The sequence below is a fragment of the Methylotuvimicrobium buryatense genome, from assembly GCF_005931095.1.
GTDB lineage: Bacteria > Pseudomonadota > Gammaproteobacteria > Methylococcales > Methylomonadaceae > Methylotuvimicrobium > Methylotuvimicrobium buryatense.
On the sequence record NZ_CP035467.1, the window covers coordinates 1,026,044 to 1,050,056 of the forward strand.

General features: G+C 48.7%; 19 protein-coding genes. 15 read left to right on the forward strand and 4 right to left on the reverse strand.

Features of this window, described 5'->3' with window-relative positions; genetic code table 11:
• The first annotated feature begins 16 nt into the window (after window positions 1-16).
• Window positions 17-3,511: a DNA polymerase III subunit alpha gene (dnaE, locus tag EQU24_RS04845; RefSeq protein ID WP_017840577.1), complete on the forward strand. Its 3,495-nt coding sequence runs from the start codon at window positions 17-19 to the stop codon at window positions 3,509-3,511.
• Between the two features lie 191 nt (window positions 3,512-3,702).
• Here the strand turns inward: dnaE and EQU24_RS04850 are convergent, their stop codons facing one another.
• Window positions 3,703-5,892, reverse strand: a complete 2,190-nt coding sequence (locus EQU24_RS04850; RefSeq protein ID WP_017840576.1) for an Rne/Rng family ribonuclease — start codon at window positions 5,890-5,892, stop codon at window positions 3,703-3,705.
• Between the two features lie 514 nt (window positions 5,893-6,406).
• Here EQU24_RS04850 and rluC point away from each other — a divergent pair.
• The 6 genes from rluC (at window position 6,407) to radA (ending at window position 11,554) form a co-directional block, all read left to right on the forward strand.
• Window positions 6,407-7,363: a 23S rRNA pseudouridine(955/2504/2580) synthase RluC gene (gene rluC / locus EQU24_RS04855; RefSeq protein ID WP_017840575.1), complete on the forward strand. Its 957-nt coding sequence runs from the start codon at window positions 6,407-6,409 to the stop codon at window positions 7,361-7,363.
• Window positions 7,356-8,003: an HAD-IA family hydrolase gene (locus EQU24_RS04860; protein ID WP_017840574.1), complete on the forward strand. Its 648-nt coding sequence runs from the start codon at window positions 7,356-7,358 to the stop codon at window positions 8,001-8,003. Before rluC ends, EQU24_RS04860 begins: the two co-directional genes overlap by 8 nt.
• A gap of 9 nt (window positions 8,004-8,012) precedes the next feature.
• Window positions 8,013-8,996, forward strand: a complete 984-nt coding sequence (sppA, locus tag EQU24_RS04865; RefSeq protein WP_017840573.1) for a signal peptide peptidase SppA — start codon at window positions 8,013-8,015, stop codon at window positions 8,994-8,996.
• A gap of 109 nt (window positions 8,997-9,105) precedes the next feature.
• Window positions 9,106-9,372: a PepSY domain-containing protein gene (locus EQU24_RS04870; protein ID WP_017840572.1), complete on the forward strand. Its 267-nt coding sequence runs from the start codon at window positions 9,106-9,108 to the stop codon at window positions 9,370-9,372.
• A gap of 13 nt (window positions 9,373-9,385) precedes the next feature.
• Window positions 9,386-10,057 (forward strand): response regulator transcription factor, encoded by a 672-nt coding sequence (locus EQU24_RS04875; RefSeq protein ID WP_014149539.1) that lies wholly within the window; start codon window positions 9,386-9,388, stop codon window positions 10,055-10,057.
• Between the two features lie 114 nt (window positions 10,058-10,171).
• Complete coding sequence (gene radA / locus EQU24_RS04880) at window positions 10,172-11,554, forward strand: DNA repair protein RadA (protein ID WP_017840571.1); 1,383 nt, start codon at window positions 10,172-10,174, stop codon at window positions 11,552-11,554.
• Window positions 11,555-11,589: 35 nt separating this feature from the next.
• Here radA and EQU24_RS04885 read toward each other — a convergent pair whose 3' ends face one another.
• The 3 genes from EQU24_RS04885 to EQU24_RS04895 form a co-directional block, all read right to left on the reverse strand.
• On the reverse strand, window positions 11,590-11,964 hold the full coding sequence (locus EQU24_RS04885; protein WP_017840570.1) for a PilZ domain-containing protein: 375 nt from the start codon (window positions 11,962-11,964) through the stop codon (window positions 11,590-11,592).
• A complete protein-coding gene (locus EQU24_RS04890; protein WP_017840569.1) occupies window positions 11,961-12,596 on the reverse strand; it encodes an FHA domain-containing protein in 636 nt (211 codons plus the stop codon). The genes EQU24_RS04885 and EQU24_RS04890 overlap by 4 nt, the downstream gene beginning before the upstream one ends.
• 96 nt (window positions 12,597-12,692) lie before the next feature.
• Window positions 12,693-13,949, reverse strand: a complete 1,257-nt coding sequence (locus tag EQU24_RS04895) for an HlyC/CorC family transporter (protein WP_026130147.1) — start codon at window positions 13,947-13,949, stop codon at window positions 12,693-12,695.
• 633 nt (window positions 13,950-14,582) lie between these two features.
• Between EQU24_RS04895 and EQU24_RS04900 the strand changes: the two genes are divergently transcribed.
• From EQU24_RS04900 to fliI, 8 genes are all read left to right on the forward strand, one after another.
• Window positions 14,583-16,034 (forward strand): sigma-54 dependent transcriptional regulator, encoded by a 1,452-nt coding sequence (locus EQU24_RS04900; protein WP_017840566.1) that lies wholly within the window; start codon window positions 14,583-14,585, stop codon window positions 16,032-16,034.
• Window positions 16,035-16,154: 120 nt separating this feature from the next.
• Window positions 16,155-17,399, forward strand: a complete 1,245-nt coding sequence (locus tag EQU24_RS04905; protein ID WP_017840565.1) for a sensor histidine kinase — start codon at window positions 16,155-16,157, stop codon at window positions 17,397-17,399.
• Window positions 17,386-18,750 carry a sigma-54-dependent transcriptional regulator gene (locus EQU24_RS04910; protein ID WP_017840564.1) on the forward strand — a complete coding sequence of 455 codons (1,365 nt, stop codon included), beginning with the start codon at window positions 17,386-17,388 and terminating at the stop codon, window positions 18,748-18,750. Before EQU24_RS04905 ends, EQU24_RS04910 begins: the two co-directional genes overlap by 14 nt.
• A 57-nt stretch (window positions 18,751-18,807) precedes the next feature.
• A complete protein-coding gene (fliE, locus tag EQU24_RS04915) occupies window positions 18,808-19,131 on the forward strand; it encodes a flagellar hook-basal body complex protein FliE (protein ID WP_026130146.1) in 324 nt (107 codons plus the stop codon).
• A gap of 17 nt (window positions 19,132-19,148) precedes the next feature.
• Window positions 19,149-20,897: a flagellar basal-body MS-ring/collar protein FliF gene (gene fliF / locus EQU24_RS04920; RefSeq protein ID WP_017840562.1), complete on the forward strand. Its 1,749-nt coding sequence runs from the start codon at window positions 19,149-19,151 to the stop codon at window positions 20,895-20,897.
• Window positions 20,890-21,900: a flagellar motor switch protein FliG gene (gene fliG / locus EQU24_RS04925; RefSeq protein WP_017840561.1), complete on the forward strand. Its 1,011-nt coding sequence runs from the start codon at window positions 20,890-20,892 to the stop codon at window positions 21,898-21,900. Before fliF ends, fliG begins: the two co-directional genes overlap by 8 nt.
• Window positions 21,887-22,606: a flagellar assembly protein FliH gene (locus EQU24_RS04930; RefSeq protein WP_017840560.1), complete on the forward strand. Its 720-nt coding sequence runs from the start codon at window positions 21,887-21,889 to the stop codon at window positions 22,604-22,606. Before fliG ends, EQU24_RS04930 begins: the two co-directional genes overlap by 14 nt.
• Complete coding sequence (gene fliI, locus EQU24_RS04935; RefSeq protein ID WP_017840559.1) at window positions 22,603-23,967, forward strand: flagellar protein export ATPase FliI; 1,365 nt, start codon at window positions 22,603-22,605, stop codon at window positions 23,965-23,967. The genes EQU24_RS04930 and fliI overlap by 4 nt, the downstream gene beginning before the upstream one ends.
• The last annotated feature ends 46 nt before the right edge of the window (window positions 23,968-24,013 follow it).

Sequence of the window (24,013 nt, forward strand, 5' to 3'; positions counted from 1 at the left end):
TAACCGTAAATCCCGCATGCAACCTTCATTCGTTCATCTTAGACTTCATACCGAATTTTCCCTGGTCGACGGCATTGTTCGAATCAAGCCGCTGATTAAAGCCTTGGCCGACATGAACATGCCGGCCGTCGCGGTCACCGAACAATCCAATCTTTTTTCGTTGGTCAAGTTTTACCGAGCCGCGCTTGGGCAAGGAATTAAGCCCGTTTCCGGTGCCGATGTGCACATCTTCAATCCCGACGATCCGTCATCGCCTTATTGTCTAACGCTGTTGGTTAAAAACCTTAATGGCTATACGACGCTGACCGAATTAATTTCAAAATCTTACCAGGAAGGTCAGCATCAGGGTGTGCCCATGGTACAGCGCGAATGGATCGCCGATAACCATAATGGACTAATCGCCTTGTCCGGCGCGATGCGCGGCGATATCGGAAGGGCCCTGCTTGCGGAAAATATCGACGAGGCCAAACGACTGGCCGAGGAATGGAGTCTTTTATTCGAGGATTCCTTTTATCTCGAGTTGCAACGTGTCGGTAAAGCCGAGGAAGAACGCTATGTCGCGGCCGCTGTCGATTTGGCTCAACAAATGGATCTGCCGGTCGTCGCGACCAACGACGTGCGCTTCCTTCGGCCGGAAGATTTCGATGCACATGAAGTTAGGGTCTGTATTCATCAAGGACGAGTCTTGGACGATAACCGGCGGCCGAAAGATTACACCAATCAGCAATATCTGCGTAGCAGTGAAGAAATGCAGGAACTGTTCTCCGATATTCCTGAAGCCTTGGAAAATTCGGTCGAAATTGCCAAGCGGTGTAATCTGGAGCTGACGCTAGGCGAAAATTATTTGCCCGACTTTCCGGTTCCGGAAGGCATGACGATCGATGACTATCTGATCGAAGAGTCCCGTCAGGGACTCGAAGAGCGCTTTCAACAACATCCGGCTTTCGGTTCCGGTAGCGAGGAAGAGAACCGCCGGGTTTATTACGACAGGCTCGAGACCGAGCTGAAAGTAATCACGCAGATGGGCTTTCCCGGCTACTTTCTGATCGTTGCCGACTTCATTCAATGGGCCAAGAATAACGCGATTCCGGTGGGACCGGGCAGGGGTTCGGGCGCCGGCTCGCTGGTTGCTTATGTCTTGAAAATTACCGACCTCGATCCGATCGAATTCGATCTATTATTCGAACGCTTCTTGAATCCGGAGCGGGTTTCGATGCCCGACTTCGACGTCGATTTCTGCATGGACCGGCGCGATGAGGTCATCGACTATGTCGCGCGGCATTACGGCCGCGACCATGTCGCGCAGATTATTACCTACGGATCGATGGCGGCAAAAGCGGTGGTGCGCGATGTCGGACGGGTGCTCGGATTTTCGTACGGTTTCGTCGACCGTTTGGCAAAATTGATTCCATTCGAAATCGGCATGACGCTGACTAAAGCGCTGCAGGATAGTCCCGATCTCAAGCAGCTCTACGAGACCGAAGAGGAAGTCAAGACGCTGATCGACATGGCGAAATCGCTCGAAGGAATATCGCGTAATGCCGGAAAACATGCCGGGGGAGTGGTGATTTCGCCGACCAAGTTGACCGATTTCACGCCGCTTTATTGCGAGCAAGGCGGCGGTAATCTAGTGACGCAGTTCGACAAGGATGACGTCGAGGCGGTCGGTCTGGTCAAGTTCGACTTTTTGGGGCTTCGAACGCTAACGATCATCGATTGGGCACTCGAGACGATCAATCGAAAAAAGCAGCGAATGGGCGAGGTTGTCGTCGATATTAGCACGATTCCGCGTGACGATCCGGCCTCCTATGAATTATTGAAGAAAGCACAAACGACTGCGGTATTCCAGTTGGAATCGCGCGGCATGAAAGAGTTGATCAAAAAACTCAAGCCCGATTGTTTCGACGATATCATCGCCTTGGTGGCATTATTTCGGCCCGGTCCGCTCGAGTCGGGCATGGTCGACGATTATATCAATGTCAAGCATGGCGCAAAAGCCGAATATGCCCATCCCATGTTGGAACCGATTCTCAAATCGACCAACGGCGTCATTCTGTATCAAGAGCAGGTCATGCAGATCGCTCGGGAACTGGCCGGCTATACCCTCGGCGGTGCGGACATGCTTCGCCGAGCGATGGGTAAGAAAAAACCGGAGGAGATGGCCAAGCAGCGAGAAATTTTCACGCAAGGCGCGGTCGCGAATAACATTGAGGAAGGTGTCGCGACCTATATCTTCGACCTGATGGAAAAGTTCGCCGGCTACGGTTTCAACAAGTCGCATTCGGCGGCCTATGCCTTGGTCGCCTATCAAACCGCCTGGCTGAAGGCGCATTATCGTGCCGAGTTTATGGCGGCGGTGTTGTCTTCCGATATGGACAATACCGATAAGGTCGTGGTCTTGATCGAAGAATGCCGCGAGATGAAATTGACGATTTGCCCGCCCGATCTCAACGATTCGAATTATCGTTTCACGGTCAACGACAAAGGCCAAATCGTTTATGGAATCGGAGCGATCAAGGGTGTCGGCGAATCCGCGATCGAGGATTTATTAAAAGAGCGCGAAACTAACGGCCCTTTCAAGGGGCTGTACGATTTATGCAAGCGCGTCGATTTGAGGAAGGTTAATCGTCGCGTACTCGAGGCCTTGATTAGGGCGGGCGCGTTCGATCGATTCGATGACAATCGGGCGGCGCATCTGGCGGAATTGCCTATTGCATTACGAGTGGCCGAACAGCACGGCAAAATGGCCCAAACCGGTCAAAACGATTTGTTTGGGTTGGGCATGCCCGATGAAGATGACAGAATACAGGAAGACGTCTACACGACTGAAGCCGAGCCTTGGACCGAATCGGAGCGATTGGCCGCGGAAAAGCAGACTTTGGGGTTGTTTTTGACAGGGCATCCGATCACGCAATACGAAGAAGAACTGAAGCATATCGTCAACGGCAATATTTCGAAAATACTCGGCGACGTCGAGCGCACGCGAGGCAAGATGGAGGCGCGTACTGCCGGCTTGGTCGTGGAATTGCGGACGCGGCAAAATAAAAACGGTAAGACGATGGGTTTTGCGACTTTGGATGACCGGTCCGGCCGTCTTGAGCTCGCTATTTTCGGCGACATTTACGAGAGATACCGCGATTTATTGTCCAAGGATGCGTTGCTGGTTGCAGAAGGCGGTGTCGCTATCGATGATTTCAGCGGCATGCTGAGGCTTACGGTCGATAAGTTATACGGTATCGAAGATGCGCGCAATCAATATGCCCGATGTCTTGCGTTGCAGTGGGCGAATGCGGCTGAAGGGGGCGATGCGAAAGCGTTTGTCGATAAGCTCGATGAGACGCTGCAACCGTTCAAGGGAGGCTCTTGTCCTATTGTGTTTGGTTATCGTTCCGCAACGGCTAAGTCATCGCTACAGTTCGGCGATGAATGGCGGGTGCATCCTTCGGATGAATTGGTTTTGCGGCTAAGGCGTTTGTTGGGGGTGGATGCTGTTGAGGTTAGATATAGGTGAAAGGGGAAAGGTAAGCCCCTTTTTCTGGATGTTTGGGGTTATATGCTGGAAATCGTTGTTTCATTGAAGGTAGGGTTTACCGAGGGGCGTCGCCTTCATGAGCTAATGCCGAAATTTAAGATGCAATTTAGCAATCACGGTTGCCGGTATTTTGGTTCTGGCAACCGTGAAATTAGAAGAAATTAAAGCGCTTAGGCGTCCGATTCGCTTTCGGATTTAACAACGGGTTTGCTGTCGTTATGGTTGTCCGGTTTAGCGGGGGCGGCTTCCCGATCGCGGCGAGGTTTATCGTCTTGTGTCTTGGCGGGCTCTACCTGCTTCGGTCCATCATCGGTTTGAGTTGGCGCATTCGGTCCGCTGATTTCGCTCTGTTGTGAAGAGTCCGGTTTTTTGTAATTCGGGTTTCTAGGGCGACGTCGATTCGGACCTCTTCTTCCATTTCTGGATTGCGGTTTTTTTGCCGGTTGTTCGATGGCTTCATTCGTGGTTTTGTCCGACTCAACCGGTTGTTGAGCGACTTCTTCAGGAATAATCTCTTGCCGCTCGGCAGGTTTCGCTTCACGCTTATCGGCGGGGCCTTTAGGTCGGTTGTTCCGGCTTCCCGGTCCGCGTTTATTATCGCGTTTTTTGCCTGGGATTCTTTCTTCGCCTTCTTTGCGCTCCTGTTTTTTGGCTGGTTGGGGCATGGGTGGCGCTTCATCTTTACCGCCGATCAATTTTTGCCAAAAGCGCTTAACCAGGCTGGCCGAGGTATTACGATTTTGTACCGGCGCCGGTGCATCGGGTAAAAATTCCTTAATAGCCGCTTGCTCGGCTTTGGGTTTGATCTGTTGCGCGAATTCAGGAAGCGGAATATCTTCTTCCTTGATTTGTAGATAGCTAGGCTTTTCCTCGACGGCATCCTTGGCCTTGATCCGGTCGATCGTGTAAGCCGGCGTTTCCAGGTGTTTGCTCGGTAGAATCACGATGCCGACTTTTAATCGAGACTCGATCAATTCGATAGCGGGCCGCTTTTCATTGAGCAGGAAAGTCGCGCTTTCGATCGGTAAATGCGCGATGACTTTTTCGGTGCCGGGTTTCATCGCTTCTTCTTCCAGTACGCGCAGCACTGCCAGTGCAACCGATTCTACATTACGAATCGTCCCTTGGCCTTTGCAGCGCGGGCAGATCAATTGCGTCGATTCGCCCAATGAAGGACGCAGCCGTTGCCTGGACATTTCAAGCAAGCCGAAACGCGAAATACGGCTGGTTTGTATGCGGGCTCGATCGATTTTTAAAGCATCGCGCAGACGGTTTTCGACCGCGCGTTGATTTTTATTGGCCATCATATCGATGAAGTCGATTACGAACAAACCGCCCAAATCGCGGAGCCGTAACTGACGCGCGATTTCATCGGCGGCTTCAAGATTGGTGTTTAAAGCGGTTTCTTCGATGTCGCTGCCTTTGGTCGCGCGTGCCGAGTTAATGTCGATCGAGGTCAATGCTTCGGTATGATCGATCACGATCGAGCCGCCGGATGGCAGCGATACTTCGCGGCCATAGGCGATTTCGATTTGCGATTCGATTTGATAGCGACTAAACAAAGGTACCGAATCCTGATAGAGTTTCGCTTTGGACAAAAAGTGCGGCATGACCTGTTTCAAAAACTTTTGCACCAGGTGAAATGCTTCTTCCTTATCTATCAGGATTTCATCGATGTTACCGCGTAGATGGTCGCGTAAGGCCCTAATGATGACATTGCTTTCTTGGAATATCAAAAAAGGTGCCGAGTGCTCGCTAGCCGAACGCTCGATCGCTTCCCAGAGTTGTAACAGATAATTTAAATCCCATTGCAGTTCCTCGGCGCTTTTGCCGCATCCGGCCGTACGGACGATCAGGCCCATAGTGTCGGGAATCTCCAGCGCTGTCATGACTTCACGCAATTCATTTCGCGTATCGCCTTCAATGCGCCTGGAAATACCGCCGGCTTTCGGGTTGTTCGGCATCAATACCAAATAGGTTCCGGCGAGGCTGATGTAGGTGGTTAATGCCGCGCCTTTGTTTCCGCGTTCTTCTTTTTCGATTTGAACGACGATTTCTTGGCCTTCCTTGATTTGATCTTTGATAGATGCGCGTCCGCCTTCGGATGCATCGCCTTCGGCGCGCTGCCTGAAGTTCGGAGCAATTTCCTTAAACGGTAAAAAGCCGTGTTTTTCGGAGCCGTAATTCACGAAAGCGGCTTCTAGGCTGGGTTCGATACGGGTAATTATGCCTTTGTAAATGTTTGACTTTTTTTGTTCTTTTGAAGGGACTTCAATGTCAAAATCATAAAGTTTTTGACCATCTACCAAAGCGACACGCAGTTCTTCAGGTTGCGTGGCATTGATAAGCATTCTTTTCATTTAAGGTATCCTTGATTATTCCTGTCCCATGTTTAGAATTTTTTTAAGACTTTCAGGTTGCGCATCGGCGTTATGACCGCAGTATGGGCTGATACGATGCCGCGGCCTTTAAGGCCGGGACGGGGGTTTGTGCCGTCCTATGATTGGCGGTCTCGCTTGCTTTCGTTCATTCATTTAAGTTATGAAAAGCAAAAGAATTTGCATTGTTTATTCCGCACGATTTATTCGATGCGAATAGGTGTGCGCAAGCCTGTCTTCTTGTAAAATCCTTCCTAAACAGGAATTATTATATTTCGCTCATCACGGGTCGAACGATAAAACCCAAAATTCCAATGACTGAACAGTCGTTTAGTAACTGTTCAGCGAATAATTTTTTATGGCTCCTAGTCGCATAAGGCGGACGGAGGGAGCGTTTATTTTATTTTTGTTGTATAAACTGGCCTAATATATCAATGTTAACGGCACTCATCAATTTAAAGAATCATGTCATAAAATTTACTGGTATCATTATTCAATGAAACCAGTACAGCAAGAAACGCATTCGGGCGTTCAATTTATTGAAATATTTGAAGAAAACTGCGATCAGCGGCTTGATAACTTTTTGATTGCCAAGCTGAAAGGCGTGCCTAAAAGTCGGATTTATCGGATTGTTCGAAAGGGTGAAGTGCGCGTCAATAAAGGCCGCGTGGATGTGAAATATCGCTTGAAGGAGGGCGATGTCGTCAGAATTCCGCCAATACGGGTTGCCGAGACCGAAAATGACGCATTTGTGCCGCAATCATTAAAACACAGTCTCGAGCATGATATTTTGTATGAAGACGATGCGCTGTTGGTACTCAATAAGCCGTCCGGCTTTGCCGTGCATGGCGGTAGCGGACTGGATTCGGCAGTCATCGAAGGGCTGAGGCAATTAAGACCTGCAGCACCGTTTCTAGAATTGGTGCACCGTTTGGATAGGGATACTTCCGGTTGTTTATTGATTGCGAAGAAAAGGAGTGCTTTGCGAAAACTACATGAACTGTTTCGTGGCGACGATATTCAAAAAACCTATTTGGCCGTTTTATCGGGGCGTTGGGCGCGTAAAAAGTTGGTGGTTACAGCCCCGTTGCAAAAAAATGTCAACAAAGGCGGCGAGCGTATGGTCGAAGTGAGTCGTTCGGGAAAAGAAGCCGAAACTTTATTTCGACGCATTAAGTTATTGTCGAATGCGACTTTGGTCGAGGCGTCACCTAAGACCGGACGAACACATCAGATTCGTGTTCACGCCGCCTGGCTAGGCCATCCCATCATCGGCGACGAGCGTTATGGAGATTTCGAGGTTAATAAGGCCTTCAAAAAAATCGGTTTTAAGCGAATGTTTTTGCACGCTTACCGATTGGAATTCGTCCATCCCGTTACCGGGCAGCGATTGCAGATTACCGCGCCTGTACCGAAGTCAATGGAAGCATTAATTAACGAGAATAATGAGTAAACGCTTTGATTTGATTATTTTTGATTGGGATGGAACACTGGTCAATACGATCGATTGGATCGTGTATTGTTTGCAGGATGCCGCTGTTCGATGCCGTTTTGAGGTGCCTGAGGATCAAATGGCGAAGGATGTGATCGGTTTGAGTATCGATAATGCTGTTCGACAACTGTTTCCGGAAGCGGATAAGGACGCCATGAATACGTTTATCGAGCATTACGGCCGAGCATTTTTTGCCAAACAGCTGAGCAGAGCCGATTTGTTTAAAGGCGTGTTCGATATGCTAAATGTCCTGAAAGCGAGTGGTTATCGGTTGGCAGTGGCTACCGGAAAAGGGCGGAAAGGCTTGCAGAAGGCTTTGATGCAAACCGGAACCGAGCATTTATTCGACATCACTCGTTGTGCCGACGAAACCGCGTCTAAGCCGGCTCCTGTCATGTTGCAAGAAATTATCGATCGCCTCGAAATTCCGGCCGAACGAGCCTTGATGGTCGGCGATTCGATTCATGATCTGCAAATGGCTCGTAATGCGGGAATAGTTTCGGCGGCCGTTGCTTGCGGTGCGCATAGCCCGGAACTGTTGCGGCAATACGACCCTCTATTTAGTTTGGCACAAACATCACAATTACTGGAATTTATTTGAGGTTAACAAGTGGAAAGCAATAATGACAGCGAGGCCGTTGCAAAATCGGAACGGAAAGACGGTTGGGAGCGGGAAGCGATAGAAAAATTAGCTTTTGCGGCGATAACGGAACAAAGAAGAGCAAGGCGCTGGGGCATTTTTTTCAAAATGCTGACTTTTTTGTATTTGGTTGCCATTTTTGCGGCAATTATGTTTCCAAAGTGGAAGGACGACATCGGGATGGGTTTGGACGTTAAGGGCCATACCGCGGTAATTGACGTGGTCGGCATGATTGCCGAGGATAAGGATGCCAATGCTGACCGTATTATCAAGGGGCTGCGTCAAGCCGCGAAAGACAATAGCACGCGCGGCATCATTCTGAATGTCAATTCACCGGGTGGGAGCCCTGTGCAGTCGGACTATATTTTTCACGAAATCAGACAATTGAAAAAAGAATATCCCGATTTGCCGATTATATCGGTTGTCGGGGATATCTGTGCGTCCGGCGGTTATTATGTCGCTTCGGCTGCCGATAAAATTTATGTGAATCAAGCCAGCCTGATCGGTTCGATCGGCGTGTTGATGAACGGTTTCGGCTTCGTCGATACGCTAGAAAAACTGGGGGTAGAGCGACGTCTACTGACGTCCGGGGAACATAAAGGCATGCTCGATCCGTTTTTACCGGTAGATGAAGAAGAAATTCAGCATATGCAGAAGTTGCTCGGCCAAGTGCACCAGCAATTTATCGATGCGGTGAAAGAAGGTCGTGGAACACGTTTAAAAGAGACTGACTTGATATTTTCAGGTATGGTTTGGACCGGGAAAGAAGGGGTTGAATTGGGTCTGGCCGACGATTTCGGTAGTGCAAATTATGTTGCCAAGCATGTCATCGGCGCCGAAAAATTGGTTAATTTTACGCCGCCCGAGCGCTTACTCGATAAGTTAGCGGGTAGAATCGGTGCGTCATTCGGCAAGTCGCTGGGTGTCTTCGGCGAAAAAATGTTGATTCAATAACCTTTTATTCAGTAAGGGTTCAGATGAACCCTTTAAGCTCGGTCTGCATCGTTGCCTTGGTCGCTTTTAAGGCAAAATGCGAATATTAATTTAAGGTGCTGGATTAGCAATGACAAATTTAATCAAAGTGGTATTCATGACCGCATTATTACCTGTCTCGGTTTCATTCGGAAGCGAATTTATGGTTGCGATGGTGAGTTTGGATGAAGCGACCAAGCAAGTTCGTCAAGACGGCAGAGTCAAAGTGCTGGGCGCTAAAACCGAATCGATTGAAGACCGAAAGGTTCATGTCATAAAAATCCTGACACCCGACGGCAGAATACAATATCAGCGTATCGATGCCGAAACAGGGCGATTATTAGGTAGGGATAGGTAAAAGGAAGTGAACGATGCGTATTTTAGTCGTTGAAGACGAATTAATTCTGTGCGAGCAAATCAAAAAATTCTTAACCGATAAGGGCTTTGCCGTCGATACGGCCAATAAAGGCAGTGACGGTTATTATTTGGGTAAGGAATACCCGGTCGATGCGGCCATCGTCGATATAGGCCTTCCCGATTTTTCAGGCATCGAATTGATAAAACGTTTGCGTAAGGATGAGGTGGTTATTCCTATATTGATCTTGACCGCAAGAAGCCGCTGGCAGGAAAAGGTGGAAGGTCTTGAAGCCGGCGCCGATGATTATTTAGTCAAGCCTTTTCATTACGAAGAGTTGCTAGCTCGTCTAAACGCCTTGATTAGGCGCTCCGGAGGCAAGGCGCATCCTGTTTTAAAGCACGCGAATATCGAGCTGGATACTGCCGCACAAGAGGTCAGGGTATCCGGTGAGAGGCTCGAGTTGACCGCGTTTGAATACAAAGTACTTGAGTATCTGATGTTTCGTAAAGGCGAAGTCATATCAAAATCGGTATTGACTGAACATATCTATGAAGAGGATTTCGATCGGGACAGCAACGTGATCGAAGTCTTTATTGGTCGTTTAAGAAAAAAGCTTGATCCCGACGGGACAAGTAAGCCAATCGAAACATTGCGCGGGCGCGGTTATCGTATACCGCAAGAATAGTGATTAGGAACCGATGCCACGATTATTGTTCGTATTCAAGGCCGCTTAAATTAGGCTTTAAATATGTTTACCCTCTGCCGAAACTTGATGCGATAGATGTAATTGTCATCCAGTATGAGTAAAAAAACTAAAATGGCCTTCGTATGCGAGGAGTGCGGTGCCGATTACCCTCGTTGGAACGGGCAATGCACGGCCTGTGGAGCCTGGAATTCAATTAAAGAAGTGCGGCTTGGTTCGGGCAAATCCGAGCGGAATAAAAGAACGGATGGTTATTCCGGGATTAAGTCATCCGTGCAAGCATTGTCCGATGTCGATTTGGCTCAGGCGGAACGGCTCTCGACCGGTATTTCCGAGTTCGATAGGGTTTTGGGGGGCGGTGTCGTCAGAGGCAGCGTAACGCTGATCGGCGGCGCACCGGGGGCCGGTAAGAGTACTATATTACTTCAGGCGATTGCCGATATGGCCCGGCGAGGGATTGATGTTCTCTATGTTTCAGGCGAAGAATCCTTGCAACAAATCGCCGAGCGGGCCCACCGACTGAACGTGTCCGGCGAACGGATCAACATGCTCGCGGAAACTTCTGTGCAGAGTGTGTGCGATGTACTGGACGAAATCAACCCGCAGGTTTTAGTGATCGATTCGATACAGGTCATGTATACCCACGATACCGACTCTGCCCCGGGGTCGGTATCTCAAGTTAGAGAGTCTGCAAGTTATCTGACTCAATATGCTAAGCGGCATAATGTCTCGGTATTCATGGTCGGTCATGTTACGAAGGACCAATCGTTGGCGGGGCCGATGACCCTCAGTCATATTGTCGATACCCAAGTGGTGCTGTCGTCGACTAACGATGCTCGGTTCAGGGTGCTTAGAGCCGATAAGAATCGTTTTGGTAGCGTTGGCGAATTGGGCTTTTTCGCGATGGACGGTACCGGACTCAAAGAGGTTAAAAATCCTTCCGCGATGTTCCTAAACCGAGCCGAAAAGCCGTCCTCGGGTAGTGTCGTGACTGTGCTGTGGGAAGGTACCCGTCCTCTGTTGGTCGAAATCCAAGCATTGGTTACCGAGTGTCAATACGGTAATCCACGGCGCTTGGCAGTGGGCTTCGACCAGAACCGGTTGGCGATGTTGCTGGCGATATTATCGAGACACGGCGGTATATTTACCGCGAATGATGAAATTTATGCGAATGTGGTCGGCGGCATCAAGGTTACCGAAACCAGTTCCGATCTGGCGATCGTAGTCGGCATCGTATCGAGCTTGAAAGATAAAATCATTCCGCATGATACGTTTTTTTTCGGAGAGCTGGGTTTGAATGGCGAAATTAGACCGGTTGCGAACGGTTTAGCGCGAATCAACGATGCGGCCAAGCACGGCTTTAAGAGGGCAGTCATTCCGAAGAGTAATGCCCCTAAAAAAGCCGTTGAAGGATTAAGAATTTACCCGGTTACTAATTTGGCGGAGGCATTGGATGTATTGGGCGAGATTGAGTGCTAATGGCTTGTCCCGCGCGCTTATAGCCTGGAAGCTGCTCAAAGCTCGAGTTCGGTCAGCGCAAGTAAATCGCGTTCCAATAATTCACTATCGCCAAGATTCAATTCAACGAGGCGTCTTAAGTGCGTGATGCTATCGATGTCGATGTGTTCGCATTTAAACCCGGCGGTGTCATCGACGATATGAGATATGCTTAGCGCCATTGCAATCGTGTTGTCCTCGGAAAGGCTGAATGTGAGCATATAAATTTTTTCCAAGTCGCCTAGCCAAGGGCCGTCGAAGCGAAGCAGGCAGCCTTTCAATGAAAGGTCGACCAGTCTGCACGGCTGGTTTATTTCGTCGCAGCTCAATTGTGCAGGGGTGTCGTAAAAAATACGATGATAACGGCGTTTGTCGGAGGGTGAGATCTTCATTTGTGTGGATTTTGAAAAAACTGTAGGGTCGTATTGTCGATAACAATCAGGTCGTTGTTATTCAACTTTACGGTTTTATCGCCCAATGGCTGATTATTGATCGTCATGTTCGAGTTATTTTCCAGCGAAGAAATAAAGTAACCTTCTTTTCGTCGGGCGATAACGGCAATTCCTCCGCCGTTTCGTCCTAATCGAGTCATGGCTTTTTTCATGGGAAGAATTCGTCCGATATGCTGTCCGTCCATGACCTGAAGGTTAGCTTCGGGCAGGTTCAGGTTGTGCTCGATTTCCTGATTCAGCTGGTTAACCTCGGGACTTTCGTGCTTGGGTATTTCGGCCACCGATTCCGTGGTATTAAAGATCAGCGAATATTTTCCAAGGGTAATGCGGTCGTTATTATTAAGAAGGCATTCTTTAAGCTTTTCGCCATTGACGATCAATGGAAAATCATCGTTGAGTTGTTTGATTAGGCAACCGTTTTGCTTAATAATCGCGGCAGCATGTGCCGGAGCTACGGCCAAGCTGTTGAGTGTCAGATCATTGCTTTCGTCGCGGCCGATATGCATAACGCCCGATTCAAACAATACCGAATCGATCGCTTTATCTTTGAAAAAAACGGTGAATTTTGCCATGGTATCCGCGAGTACTTAACTATCAGATGTAAAGTATAGACCGTATTAATTCAGTTGCCCAAAAAATCCTGTGATAACGCATGCAAAAAAATAGCGCTAATGATGGGCTGTCTTAAACGGAAGAAACTTGACTTGAGTCACCGAGTTTTTGTTACGTTTGATGATTTCTACCGGATAACCGTGCAATTTTAAACTGGTTCCCGGTTCCGGGATGGTTTCCATGAATTCGATAATCAATCCGTTGATTGTTTTCGGGCCTTCGGTAGGAAGTTCCCAATTGGCGATGCGGTTTAATTCGCGTACGGTCAAGCTGGCATCGACCAGGTAACTGCCGTCGGGCTGTTTGAGGACGCCTAAGTCTTCGTTGACTAATTCACCCACGATTTCTTGCAATAAATCTTCTAATGTAACCAATCCTAGAACATCGCCGTACTCGTCGACCACCAGTCCGATACGAATTCTTTCGTTCTTGAAATATTGCATTTGTGTGTGTAACGGCGTGTTTTCAGGAATGAAATAAGGCTTGATAAGGTTTTTGGTAATTTGTTGCTTATCGAATTCCGGCTGATTGCTGAACGACAGCGCCGTTCGTAAATGCAGAAAGCCGAGTACTCTATCGATACTTTTTTTATAGACGGGTAAGCGTGTATGTTTACTATTTTGAATAAACTCGATAATCGTTTCAATGGGGTCTTCCAAGTCGATGCCGATGATTTCATTGCGCGGCGTCATAACGTCTTCGACCGTAGCGGACTCCAGGTTTAAAATGCTCAGCATCATATTGTGATAACGTGTGGGCATTAAACTATCGGCTTCCGATACGATGCTTTTGAGCTCTTCTTTATTAATGGTTTCTTGCCTGTTTTTCGAGACATGAATACCGAACATTCTAAGCAATAGATTGCAGATAAGATTGACGATCCAAACGATAGGATAAAATATCTTTAATAATGGTACGTAAATCCACGCGGATATGAAGGCTAACGATTCGGGTCTGATCGCGGCTAAAGTCTTTGGCGTCACTTCGGAAAAGATTAGAATGGCCAAGGTTAGCGCGCCGGCGCCGATGGCAATCGCCGATTCACCGCCCAAGCGAATGGAAATGACGGTAACAATAGAAGAAGCTAGGACGTTAACGAAATTGTTTCCTAATAATATCAGCCCGATCAGGCGGTCGGGACGCTTGAGAAGTTTGTGGGCTTTCGTTGCCCCGCGATGGCGTTTTTTTACCAAATGTTTCAGCCGATAACGGTTGATAGTCATTAGGGCTGTTTCCGATCCGGAAAAAAAGGCCGAGAGTAAAAGAAGAAGTGCCAGTGTGCCGAAAAGTATACTAAGGGGAATATCGTTCAAGGGGGTGCTCTAATTTTAAAAAACTGCTTTAGTTTCTCTAATAACGAAATTTTGTCAAGTCTGAAGCTGAGATGTTTCTGTTTTTTGCTACGATAGGCTTGAAATATTGACGATACAACTTCGATCGAATTGAAAAATCGTTTATTTTAGTAACGGCGGGCTTATGTCTGTCGAGGCGATCATTGCAGGTCTTAAACGCATAAGTGTCAACTAAGGATTTCATGATAAATAACGTCTTGCAAATCCTACGTGTCTATATCTATGGCGAATTTGAAGCATTATTCGTCATATCTGCATGAATGTGAAGCTACGTATTGCCATCCCTTGCGGAATGATGCGTTTTTTCTTAAGTTGGCGCCTATAGGCTTAAACAGCAGTTATTTTGTTCGCAAAGGATATAAGCAACAAATTTATAGGATCTTTTTATAATGGCTTGGTTTTAGATGGTGCAATTCATATCGTTTGCCGTGAATTGTTAAGGATTTTTTATCAAAATAGGCTAACCTCTTACCGCATGCCGATTTTTTTGGCATCATGCGAAAAAAACCTTCATTCGACGTATTTTCTAGTCCAAATTTTAGAGCGCGGGATACTCGCGCAAAGATAGACGGATATTTCAGGTAAAAAAGAATTATGGCTTGGCCGTGTATTGTATTGATCGATGATAATCAAACCAGAGCGCTTCAATTCAAAGCGGTATTAGAATTTATGGAGCACCGGGTGGAAATGGCTCTTCCAACCGCTATTACCGAGGGTATCGAACGCTGCGGCGATGATTTAATTGCCGTATTTATTGGCGATTCGATCGATAAGCAAGCTTCGCTTATAAAATCCGTCTTGGAGAAGACCGAACGGGCTCCGGTGATTTTGTTGAAAAATAAGGATGTTGCTGCGGCGCTGCCTACGGCAGTCGAAGATATGCTGTTTCAACAATTGGTATGGCCGACCACTCATGCTGCATTGAAGAAATTATTAGATGAAATATTAGCTTCGATCTATAACGGACAAATACTCCGCCATGCCCTTGATAGACGAGTTTACGAGCGGCGCTTATCGTCGAAGCAACGTCTCAAGGGTAATAGCAAGGCGATTATCGAGGTGTGTAAACTCATTGATCAAGTCGCCGAGTCTGATGCAACAGTATTAATTTTGGGCGAGTCTGGTACCGGTAAAGAAGTCGTCGCTAGGGCTGTGCATGACTGGTCGTTACGCAGCAATCAGCCGTTCGTGCCGATTAATTGCGGTGCGATTCCGGGCGAATTGTTGGAGAGCGAGCTATTCGGGCATGAAAAAGGCGCTTTTACAGGCGCGTTATCGACCCGGCAAGGCCGTTTTGAATTGGCCGAAGGCGGTACGTTGTTTCTCGACGAGATCGGTGATATGCCGATGGCAATGCAGGTCAAGCTATTGCGAGTGTTGCAAGAACGGACATTCGAACGGGTCGGTAGCAATAAAACAATGCATTGTAACGTTCGTATCATTGCCGCGACGCATCGAAAATTGGACGACGAAATCAAAGAAAATCGGTTTCGGGAGGATTTGTTTTACCGGTTGAACGTTTTTCCGATCGAAATGCCGGCATTGAGAGATAGGGCCGAGGATATACCTTTGTTGGCAAAGGATTTGATACAGAGAATGGCGTCCGAGAATCGCGGTTCCGTGCGGTTGACCGATGCGGCGATTGCGCTATTAATGCAACATCAATGGCCGGGTAATGTGAGGGAGTTGGCTAATTTGATCGAAAGACTCGCGATTATCAAACCGAACGGTTTAGTTGACGCAGAAGACTTGCCGGAAAAGTTTCAGCATTATGTCGTACCGGAGAACATAAAAATCGTCACGGAAGATTCATTCGAACCGGAATCCGTTCGCAGGAATACCGATCCGGGGGGAAGTTCCTCGGGAGTTTTTCAATTACCCAAGCAAGGTATCGATTTGAAGGAATATTTAAGCGACATGGAAAGCGATTTAATCCGTCAGGCTCTGGAAGAATGTAACGGCGTGGTTGCGCATGCCGCCAAGCGCTTGAAAATGCAGAGAACGACGCTAGTCGAAAAGCTTCGTAAATACGATCTGCAGCGATAACGCCGACAGATTTTTGACGAAGGGAATAGGAGTTTAACGGTAAGTCGTTGAGTGTACGGTTGAAATAAAGTGGTCCGTATTTTGCTCTAATCTGATTGAACCATCCGGAGCGATCAGTTTATGTCTTCATCAACGATTTCACAATCCCACAACAAAACCGAACAACTCGCCGATGCCTTTCGACTTTTCAACGAGTTGTCTCAAGACTTAACGGTTTCCTATCAAAATTTGGAGCGGCAAGTCGCAAAACTGAGCGATGAGTTGGCCGCAGCACGTAGCGAGAGACTTAAAACGCTATTGGAAAACGAAAAATTCGCGGCACGTTTACGGCAAATACTCGCCGCTTTACCGGCCGGTATTTTGATTATCGATCCTTCCGGCAAAGTCGCCGATTGCAACCCCACAGCGCTCGAATATTTAGGTGAGCCATTATTGCAAAGGCCTTGGTCTGAAGTAGCCGGACGCAGTCTTAAATCGGTTTCCGAGAACCCCCACGAGCGGCAATTACCGAGCGGTAAGCGTGTCGGCTTGAGTTATAACGCATTGACTGAAGGCGCGGGGCAACTGGTTTTGTTGTCTGACGTAAGCGAAATGCGGGTCTTGCAGGATCTGGTCGATAGGCAAAATAATTTATCGGCAATGGGCGAAATGATCGCGAGCCTGGCTCATCAAGTCAGAACACCGTTATCGACCGCTATTTTGTATGCTTCGCAAATGTCAAGGCCCGGTATAGGCGAGAGCAAACGGCAACAATTTTCAAGCAAGATTCTCGAACGCCTGCATTATTTAGAAAGACAGGTGAACGATATGCTGATTTTCGCGAAGGAAGGGCGTTTGTCGATGGCGACTTTCGCACTGCATGACTTGCTAGGCAATGTCGAAGATGCAATGACGGACCGCTTAGCAGCCTGTAACTCTGTTGAATTTAACCTCAAAAATGAGGCGGGCTTCGAGATATTGACGGGTAACGAGCCGGCATTACGCGGTGCGATTATGAATTTATTGAACAATGCCTTTGAGGCCTGTGCTGGAAAAGGTGTTGTTGCGTTGACGGTGGAACGGTCTTCGCGGCAAAAAATTATCTTTACCGTTCGCGATACCGGACCGGGCATTGAAAAGGCTTTGTATCAGAGGGTATTCGAACCTTTTTATACCACGAAAAGCAGCGGCACAGGTTTAGGGCTTGCCGTTGTCGACAGCGTTGTTAGAGCGCATCACGGCAAGGTGAGTTGCGACTCGGTGCCGGGCATGGGGACCGTGTTTGAATTGGAATTGCCGATTGCCTGGGATACGAAACCGGCATTACCCGGCGGGTTTTCGGGAAGGCAGGCTAAGTTCGAGGAGTTATATGATGAAGCAATATGACGTATTGATTGTCGAAGACGATCCCGATCTATGCGAGGCGCTTTCGGATACGCTAGAACTTGAAGGATACCGAGTATTGGCGGCGCATAATGGAACGGAAGCATTGGCAAAGCTCGGGCGTAACCGAGTAAAGTTGGTTGTTAGCGATGTGCAAATGCCGGTGATGGACGGCTTTGAGCTGTTGCGTAACATACACGCTCTGCATCCGGGGCTTCCGGTATTGTTGATGACGGCTTATGGAACTGTGCCTAAAGCGGTTAGGGCGATGCAGGAAGGAGCAGTCGATTATTTGGTTAAGCCTTTCGAGGCTTCGGCTTTAATCGATAAAGTGGCCGTATTTGCCGTTGTCGATGCACCTACTGCTGGGTTTGCGATAGGGCCGGATCCGGCGATGCAAAAACTTTATCGTTTGATCGAGCGCGTTGCGCAAACCCATGTCACGGTGCTGTTGCAGGGAGAAAGCGGTACCGGTAAGGAGGTTGTTGCACGCGCCATACACGAGCAATCGCCGTATCGCGGCGGGCCTTTTGTCGCGGTCAATTGTGCCGCTATTCCGGATAATATGTTGGAAGCGATGTTGTTCGGCTACGATAAAGGCGCTTTTACCGGCGCGGTACAATCGATGCCGGGAAAATTCGAGCTGGCTCAGGATGGAACATTGCTGCTGGATGAAATCGCCGAGATGGATTTAGGCTTACAGGCTAAATTATTGCGCGTTTTACAGGAAAAAGAAGTGGAACGCATCGGCAGTCATAGAAAGATTGAATTGAACGTCAGAATTTTGGCGGCAACCAATCGCAAATTGAAGCAATCTGTCGAGCAGGGTTTATTTAGAGAAGATTTATATTATCGTTTGAGTGTATTTCCGCTGAGAATACCGGCATTGCGAGAGCGCCCTGGCGATATTGTGCCGTTGGCTATCGAGATGTTACGGCGTCATGGTTTCGACGCGGCGTGCGAGGCCGTTTTCGATCGTGAAGCATTAGATAAAATACAAAATTATTCATGGCCGGGTAATGTAAGAGAATTGGAAAACGTGATGCAGCGGGCGTTGATTTTAAAAAGCGGTAAGCGAATCGCAGTAGAAGATTTAATCTTCGAGGAGCATGTAGATCTGCATGCCATGTCTGAAACCGTCATCGAAAACGCTTGTGTCGATAGTTCCGAAGACGCGTCTTCTTTAGGTGATCAAGTGCGCTCTGCAGAGGAAAAAATGATCTTGCAAACGTTACTGACCGAAAATGGTAGTCGTAAAACCACGGCCGAAAAATTAGGTATTAGTCCTAGAACACTACGCTATAAAATTGCCAGAATGAAAGAATCCGGCATTGCTATTCCATGTTCGGCTTGATGGCCTGAATTTTGCTTTTTAAGTTAGAAAGTCGTGTTTGAATAATTGAGAATGGTCATGAGTGAAATGAATGTCAATCAAGTGCTGGCGCAAATGCGCCGGATGTCTATCGAGGCCGGGGCGGGTGTAAAGCCGCAAGTGTTGGAAAATAGCGATCAGGTTAACTTTGCTTCGTTGTTGAAACAATCGATCGATTCGGTGAATACGCAGCAAGCGACTGCAAGTGCGATGTCCACAGCATTCGAAACCGGAGAGTCGGATGCTAGCTTGGCCGAAGTGATGGTGGCCATGCAAAAAGCCAGCGTGTCCTTTCAGGCCATGGTTCAGGTTAGAAATAAACTGGTCGATGCCTATAAAGATGTCATGAATATGCCGATGTAGGCAGGCAGTGAATTAAGATGAGCGAGCAAGGTGCAAATGAATTAGTCGGAACGTCCACTCCCCAGGCAAGGGAAGTTGATACCGGTAATCCGTTGTTGAAAGGTTTGGCTGGGCTGACAATGGCTCGTCAGATAGGTTTGATGCTCGGATTTGCTTTCAGCGTTGCGGTGGCTGTGGCGATCGTGCTGTGGTCGCAAGAACCCTCCTACAATTTATTGTTCGCCGGCATTGCCGAAAAAGATGCGGCGGAGATAATTGAGGCATTGGATAAAGAAGGCATTAAATACAAAGTCGAATCCGGATCGGGAGCAATCATGGTTCCGGGGGCGGATGTTCGCGAATTAAAATTGAGACTGGCCGCTCAAGGCTTGCCGCGGAGTACCAGTTTAGGTTACGAACTACTCGATCAAGAGCAAGGCTTCGGAACCAGCAAGAATATTGAACAAATGCGTTTTCAGCGGGCATTGGAAGGGGAAATTGCGCGTACGATCATGACAATTCAAAGTGTTAAGGCGGCAAGGGTGATATTGGCGATGCCAAAACAGTCGGTATTCGTTAGGCAGCAGAAAAAACCCAGCGCCTCTGTCATGGTCAACCTATATCCGGGCAGAACCTTGGATAAAGGACAAATCGAATCGATTATTCATCTAGTCGCTTCCAGCGTTCCCTTAATGGAAGCAGGGCAAGTGACGGTCGTCGATCAAACCGGGCGTTTGCTCAATGCTAAAGGAACCGATTCCGATATCTCAATGACTTCGAAGCAGTTTGAATACAAGAAAAATATCGAAGAACATTTAATGGCGCGCATCGAAAATATTTTGACGCCGTTAGTTGGCGCCAATGGTTTACGCACGCAAATATCGGCCGATGTCGACTTTTCCGTGACTGAAAGAACCCAAGAAATGTTTAACCCCGACTTGCCGGCGCTACGTAGTGAGCAGACTCAGGAGGATCTTAGTTCCATGGGAGCCATTCAGGGTGTGCCGGGGGCGTTGACTAACCAGCCGCCGCCGGCCGGTATAGCGCCTGAAGTGGCAACCGGTGAAGGTGCCGAAACGCCGGGGGGATCGTCAGGATCCTCTAGCAAGAGTGCCACGCGGAATTACGAACTCGATAAAACTATCACGCACACTCGTCTTGCCGGCGGTGTACTCAAGCGATTGTCTGTGGCCGTGGTTGTCGATAACCGCTCTGTCGTTCGCGAAGATGGGAGTATCGCTAGCGAACCTTATCCTCAAGAGGATATCATCCGACTGAGCGATTTGGTCAGGCAAGCGGTCGGTTTCGATAGTAGCCGCGGCGATCAAGTGACCGTATCCAATGTTGCATTCAGGGTGGCGGATGAACTTGAAGCATTGCCAGATGCGCCGCTTTGGGAACAATCTTGGTTTATTGACGCCTTAAAGCAGTTGGCGGCTGCCGCGGTTATTTTATTTTTGATTTTCGGCGTTCTAAAGCCGACCATGCAAGGGTTAATAGGCCGTACTGAAGAAGAACGGAAAGCCGCGGCATTGGCGCTGGCAAAAGCGGAAGCCGAAGCCATGGGCGGCGCCGTTGCATTTGACGAAAAAGGAGTGCCTTACGCGGTGCCTGCAGATGAGGCCGAGAAGCGGCAGCTTGGGCTGTCTTCCGAGACCGAAGATCTGTTGCTGCTGGAAGCGCCTCAGAGTTACGAGAAACGGTTGGAGTATGTGCAAAAATTAGTTGACGAAGATCCTCAATTAGTAGCACAGATCATTAAGAATTGGGCCAAGCAAGATGTCTGAGAAAGAACTCGATTTGACCTATCCGCAGCGTGCAGCGCTGCTGCTTTTAGCTGTGGGACAGGAGCGTGCATCCGCGGTACTGAAGCACATGGGACCTAAAGAAGTGCAGCTGATCGGGTCAACCATGGCTGGACTTGGCGCTATTTCACCGGAAATGGTGGATGCCGTGCTTGAAGAATTCATTACTCGAATCAAGGATGAAACCGGCTTGGGCATTAATTCGGACGAATTTATTCGAAACATGCTGACGGGGGCCTTAGGGGCCGATAAGGCAGGAAGTATTATTGATAGAATCTTGCTGGGTGCGAACAGCAAAGGGATTGAGCAATTGAAATGGTTGGATACACGGTCGATTGCCGATCTGATACGTTTGGAGCATCCTCAGATTGTCGCGATCATTCTATCGCTATTGGATAGTGACCAGGCAGCCGATGTTTTAGCCTTATTACCGGAAAACATGCGTTCGGATATTCTGATGCGCATTGCGACGATGGAAGGTATACAGCCGGCGGCATTAAAGGAATTGGATGAAATTATGGAAAAACAATTGACGGGTAGCGATGGCATGAAATCGTCATCGGTCGGCGGCGTCGATACCGTGGCAAATATTCTGAACTTCATGGAAGGCTCGGTCAGCGAGCAGATCATGGAAGATATCAATGATAATAATGCCGTGCTGGGGCAGGAAATCATGGATAAGATGTTTGTCTTCGAGGATCTTGCGACGGTTGACGATAGGGGTATTCAAACGCTATTGCGAGAAATATCGACCGATCGTTTGCTGTTGGCATTGCGTGGTGTTGATGACAGCTTGAAAGGCAAAATATTCGGCAATATGTCGCGTCGAGCCGCCGAAATGCTGAAAGACGATCTAGAGGCGGCGCCGCCGGCGAGGCTCAGCGAGGTCGAATCGGCGCAGAAAGAAATACTCGGAATCGCGAAGAAGTTGGCAGATGCCGGAGAAATCATGTTAGGCAGCGGCAGTGGCGATGAGCTCGTCTAAACAGTCGGGTTTCACCGATGACGAACTGGAGGCATTGCGTCTTTGGGACATGCCCGATGTGTCGGGACGAGAACGCTCGAAGTCAAGCGAAGCTGATAAAGCGCGCAGCCCGGTGATGACCGTCCAAGATATTGAAGCAATGCAACAGCAAGCCTATGAGGAAGCTTTCGCCACAGGCAAAGAAGAGGGTTTTAAGCAAGGTTACGAAGAAGGGCGGTTGCAAGGGTACGAGGAAGGTTTGAAAAAGGGTTATGATGAAAACATACATCGACTGCGCGAACAAGGTTTGCAATTAGCCGAAATATTGGAGACGCTCAGCGAACCTTTGAATGCACTGGATGAAGAAGTCGAAAAAGAGCTGGTGGATTTGTCGATAGCGATAGCCAAGCAGTTGGTTCGTCGTGAAATCAAATCGGATCCGGGGCAAATTGTGGCGACGGTTAGAGAGGCCGTCAATGTATTACCTATCGCAACGCGGGAAATAACATTAACTTTACATCCTGACGATGCGGAATTGGTACGGTCGGTGTTTTTGTTGAACGATCGTCCGGCGCCTTGGAAGATCAAAGAAGATCCTCTGCTCAGTCGCGGCGGTTGTCATGTGGATGCGGAGCAGTCTCATGTCGATGCCTCGGTCGAAAGACGTCTGGCGGCCGTTATTGCTCAAATGCTCGGCGATGAACGGATTAGGGACGAAACATCATGAAGTCTTCGCTAGATCGAAACGAGATTTGGCTCGGTAAATTAAAACCTTACGCCAATCGGTTGGTTCAGCCACCGGAACTGATCGTGGAAGGCAAGCTATCCAGAATGGTCGGATTGACACTCGAGGCTGTCGGTTGTAGGGCTCCCATCGGTTCTCGTTGTCAAGTACAAACTAAAGCGGGCAGGGTTATCGAAGCCGAAGTCGTCGGCTTTTCCGGCGATCGTTTGTTTCTAATGCCGACCGGTGATCCTTATGGCTTGGAACCGGACTGCCGCGTCATTCCGATGAGCAAGGAATATTTGGCCAGAGTCGGTTTTAGCTTGCTGGGCCGAGTATTGGATGGGGCTGGTAATGCTCTGGACGGTAAGGGACCTTTGAAGACCGATGCGCAGGTTTCGCTTACCGGCGTTCCGGTCAACCCGCTTAGCCGTAAGCCGATCCGTGAAGCGCTCGATGTCGGTGTTAGAGCAATCAATGCCTTGTTGTGCGTCGGTCGAGGGCAAAGGATGGGCTTATTTGCCGGAACCGGCGTCGGCAAGAGCGTTTTGCTGGGCATGATGACTAAATTTACCAATGCCGACGTCGTCGTGGTGGGGCTTATTGGTGAGCGGGGGCGTGAGGTTAACGAGTTCGTGCAAAAAATTCTGGGTGCCGAAGGGCTTAGTCGCTCTGTCGTTGTCGCGACGCCGGCAGACTATCCTCCATTGATGCGGGCGAATGGCGCTTTGCTTGCAACCAGTATTGCCGAATATTTTCGAGATCAGGGTTTGGATGTTTTACTGCTGATGGATTCATTGACTCGTTATGCTCAAGCTCACCGAGAAATCGCGCTCGCCATCGATGAACCGCCTGCCACTAAAGGTTACCCGCCTTCGGTATTTGCCAAGTTGCCTCGTTTAGTAGAACGGGCCGGAAACGGCGATGAAGGCGGCGGCTCGATTACGGCTTTTTATACCGTACTGACCGAAGGCGATGATCCTAACGATCCTGTTGCCGACTCGGCTCGCGGCGTATTGGACGGGCACATCGTGCTAACTCGGGAGTTGGCGGAGTCCGGGCATTTTCCGGCGATCGATATCGAGGCCTCGGTCAGTAGGGTTTTGCCGGATATCGTCGATGACGATCATTTGCGAATGGTGCGCAAATTGAGAGGATTGTATTCGCTATATCAGCAAAACAGAGACCTCATCAGCGTTGGCGCATACAAACCCGGCTCGAATCCGAATATCGATTTGGCGATTGAGAAAATACCGGCGATTAGGACTTTTTTGCAACAAGACATGAATGAGCCGGTGGACCTGAGTCGAAGTATCTTGGAGTTGTCCGATTTGCTTGAGAATGCGGTGAAGGGTGAAGGGTGAAAGGTGAAAGAGGAAAGAGGAAAGAGGAAAGAGGAAAGAGGAAAGA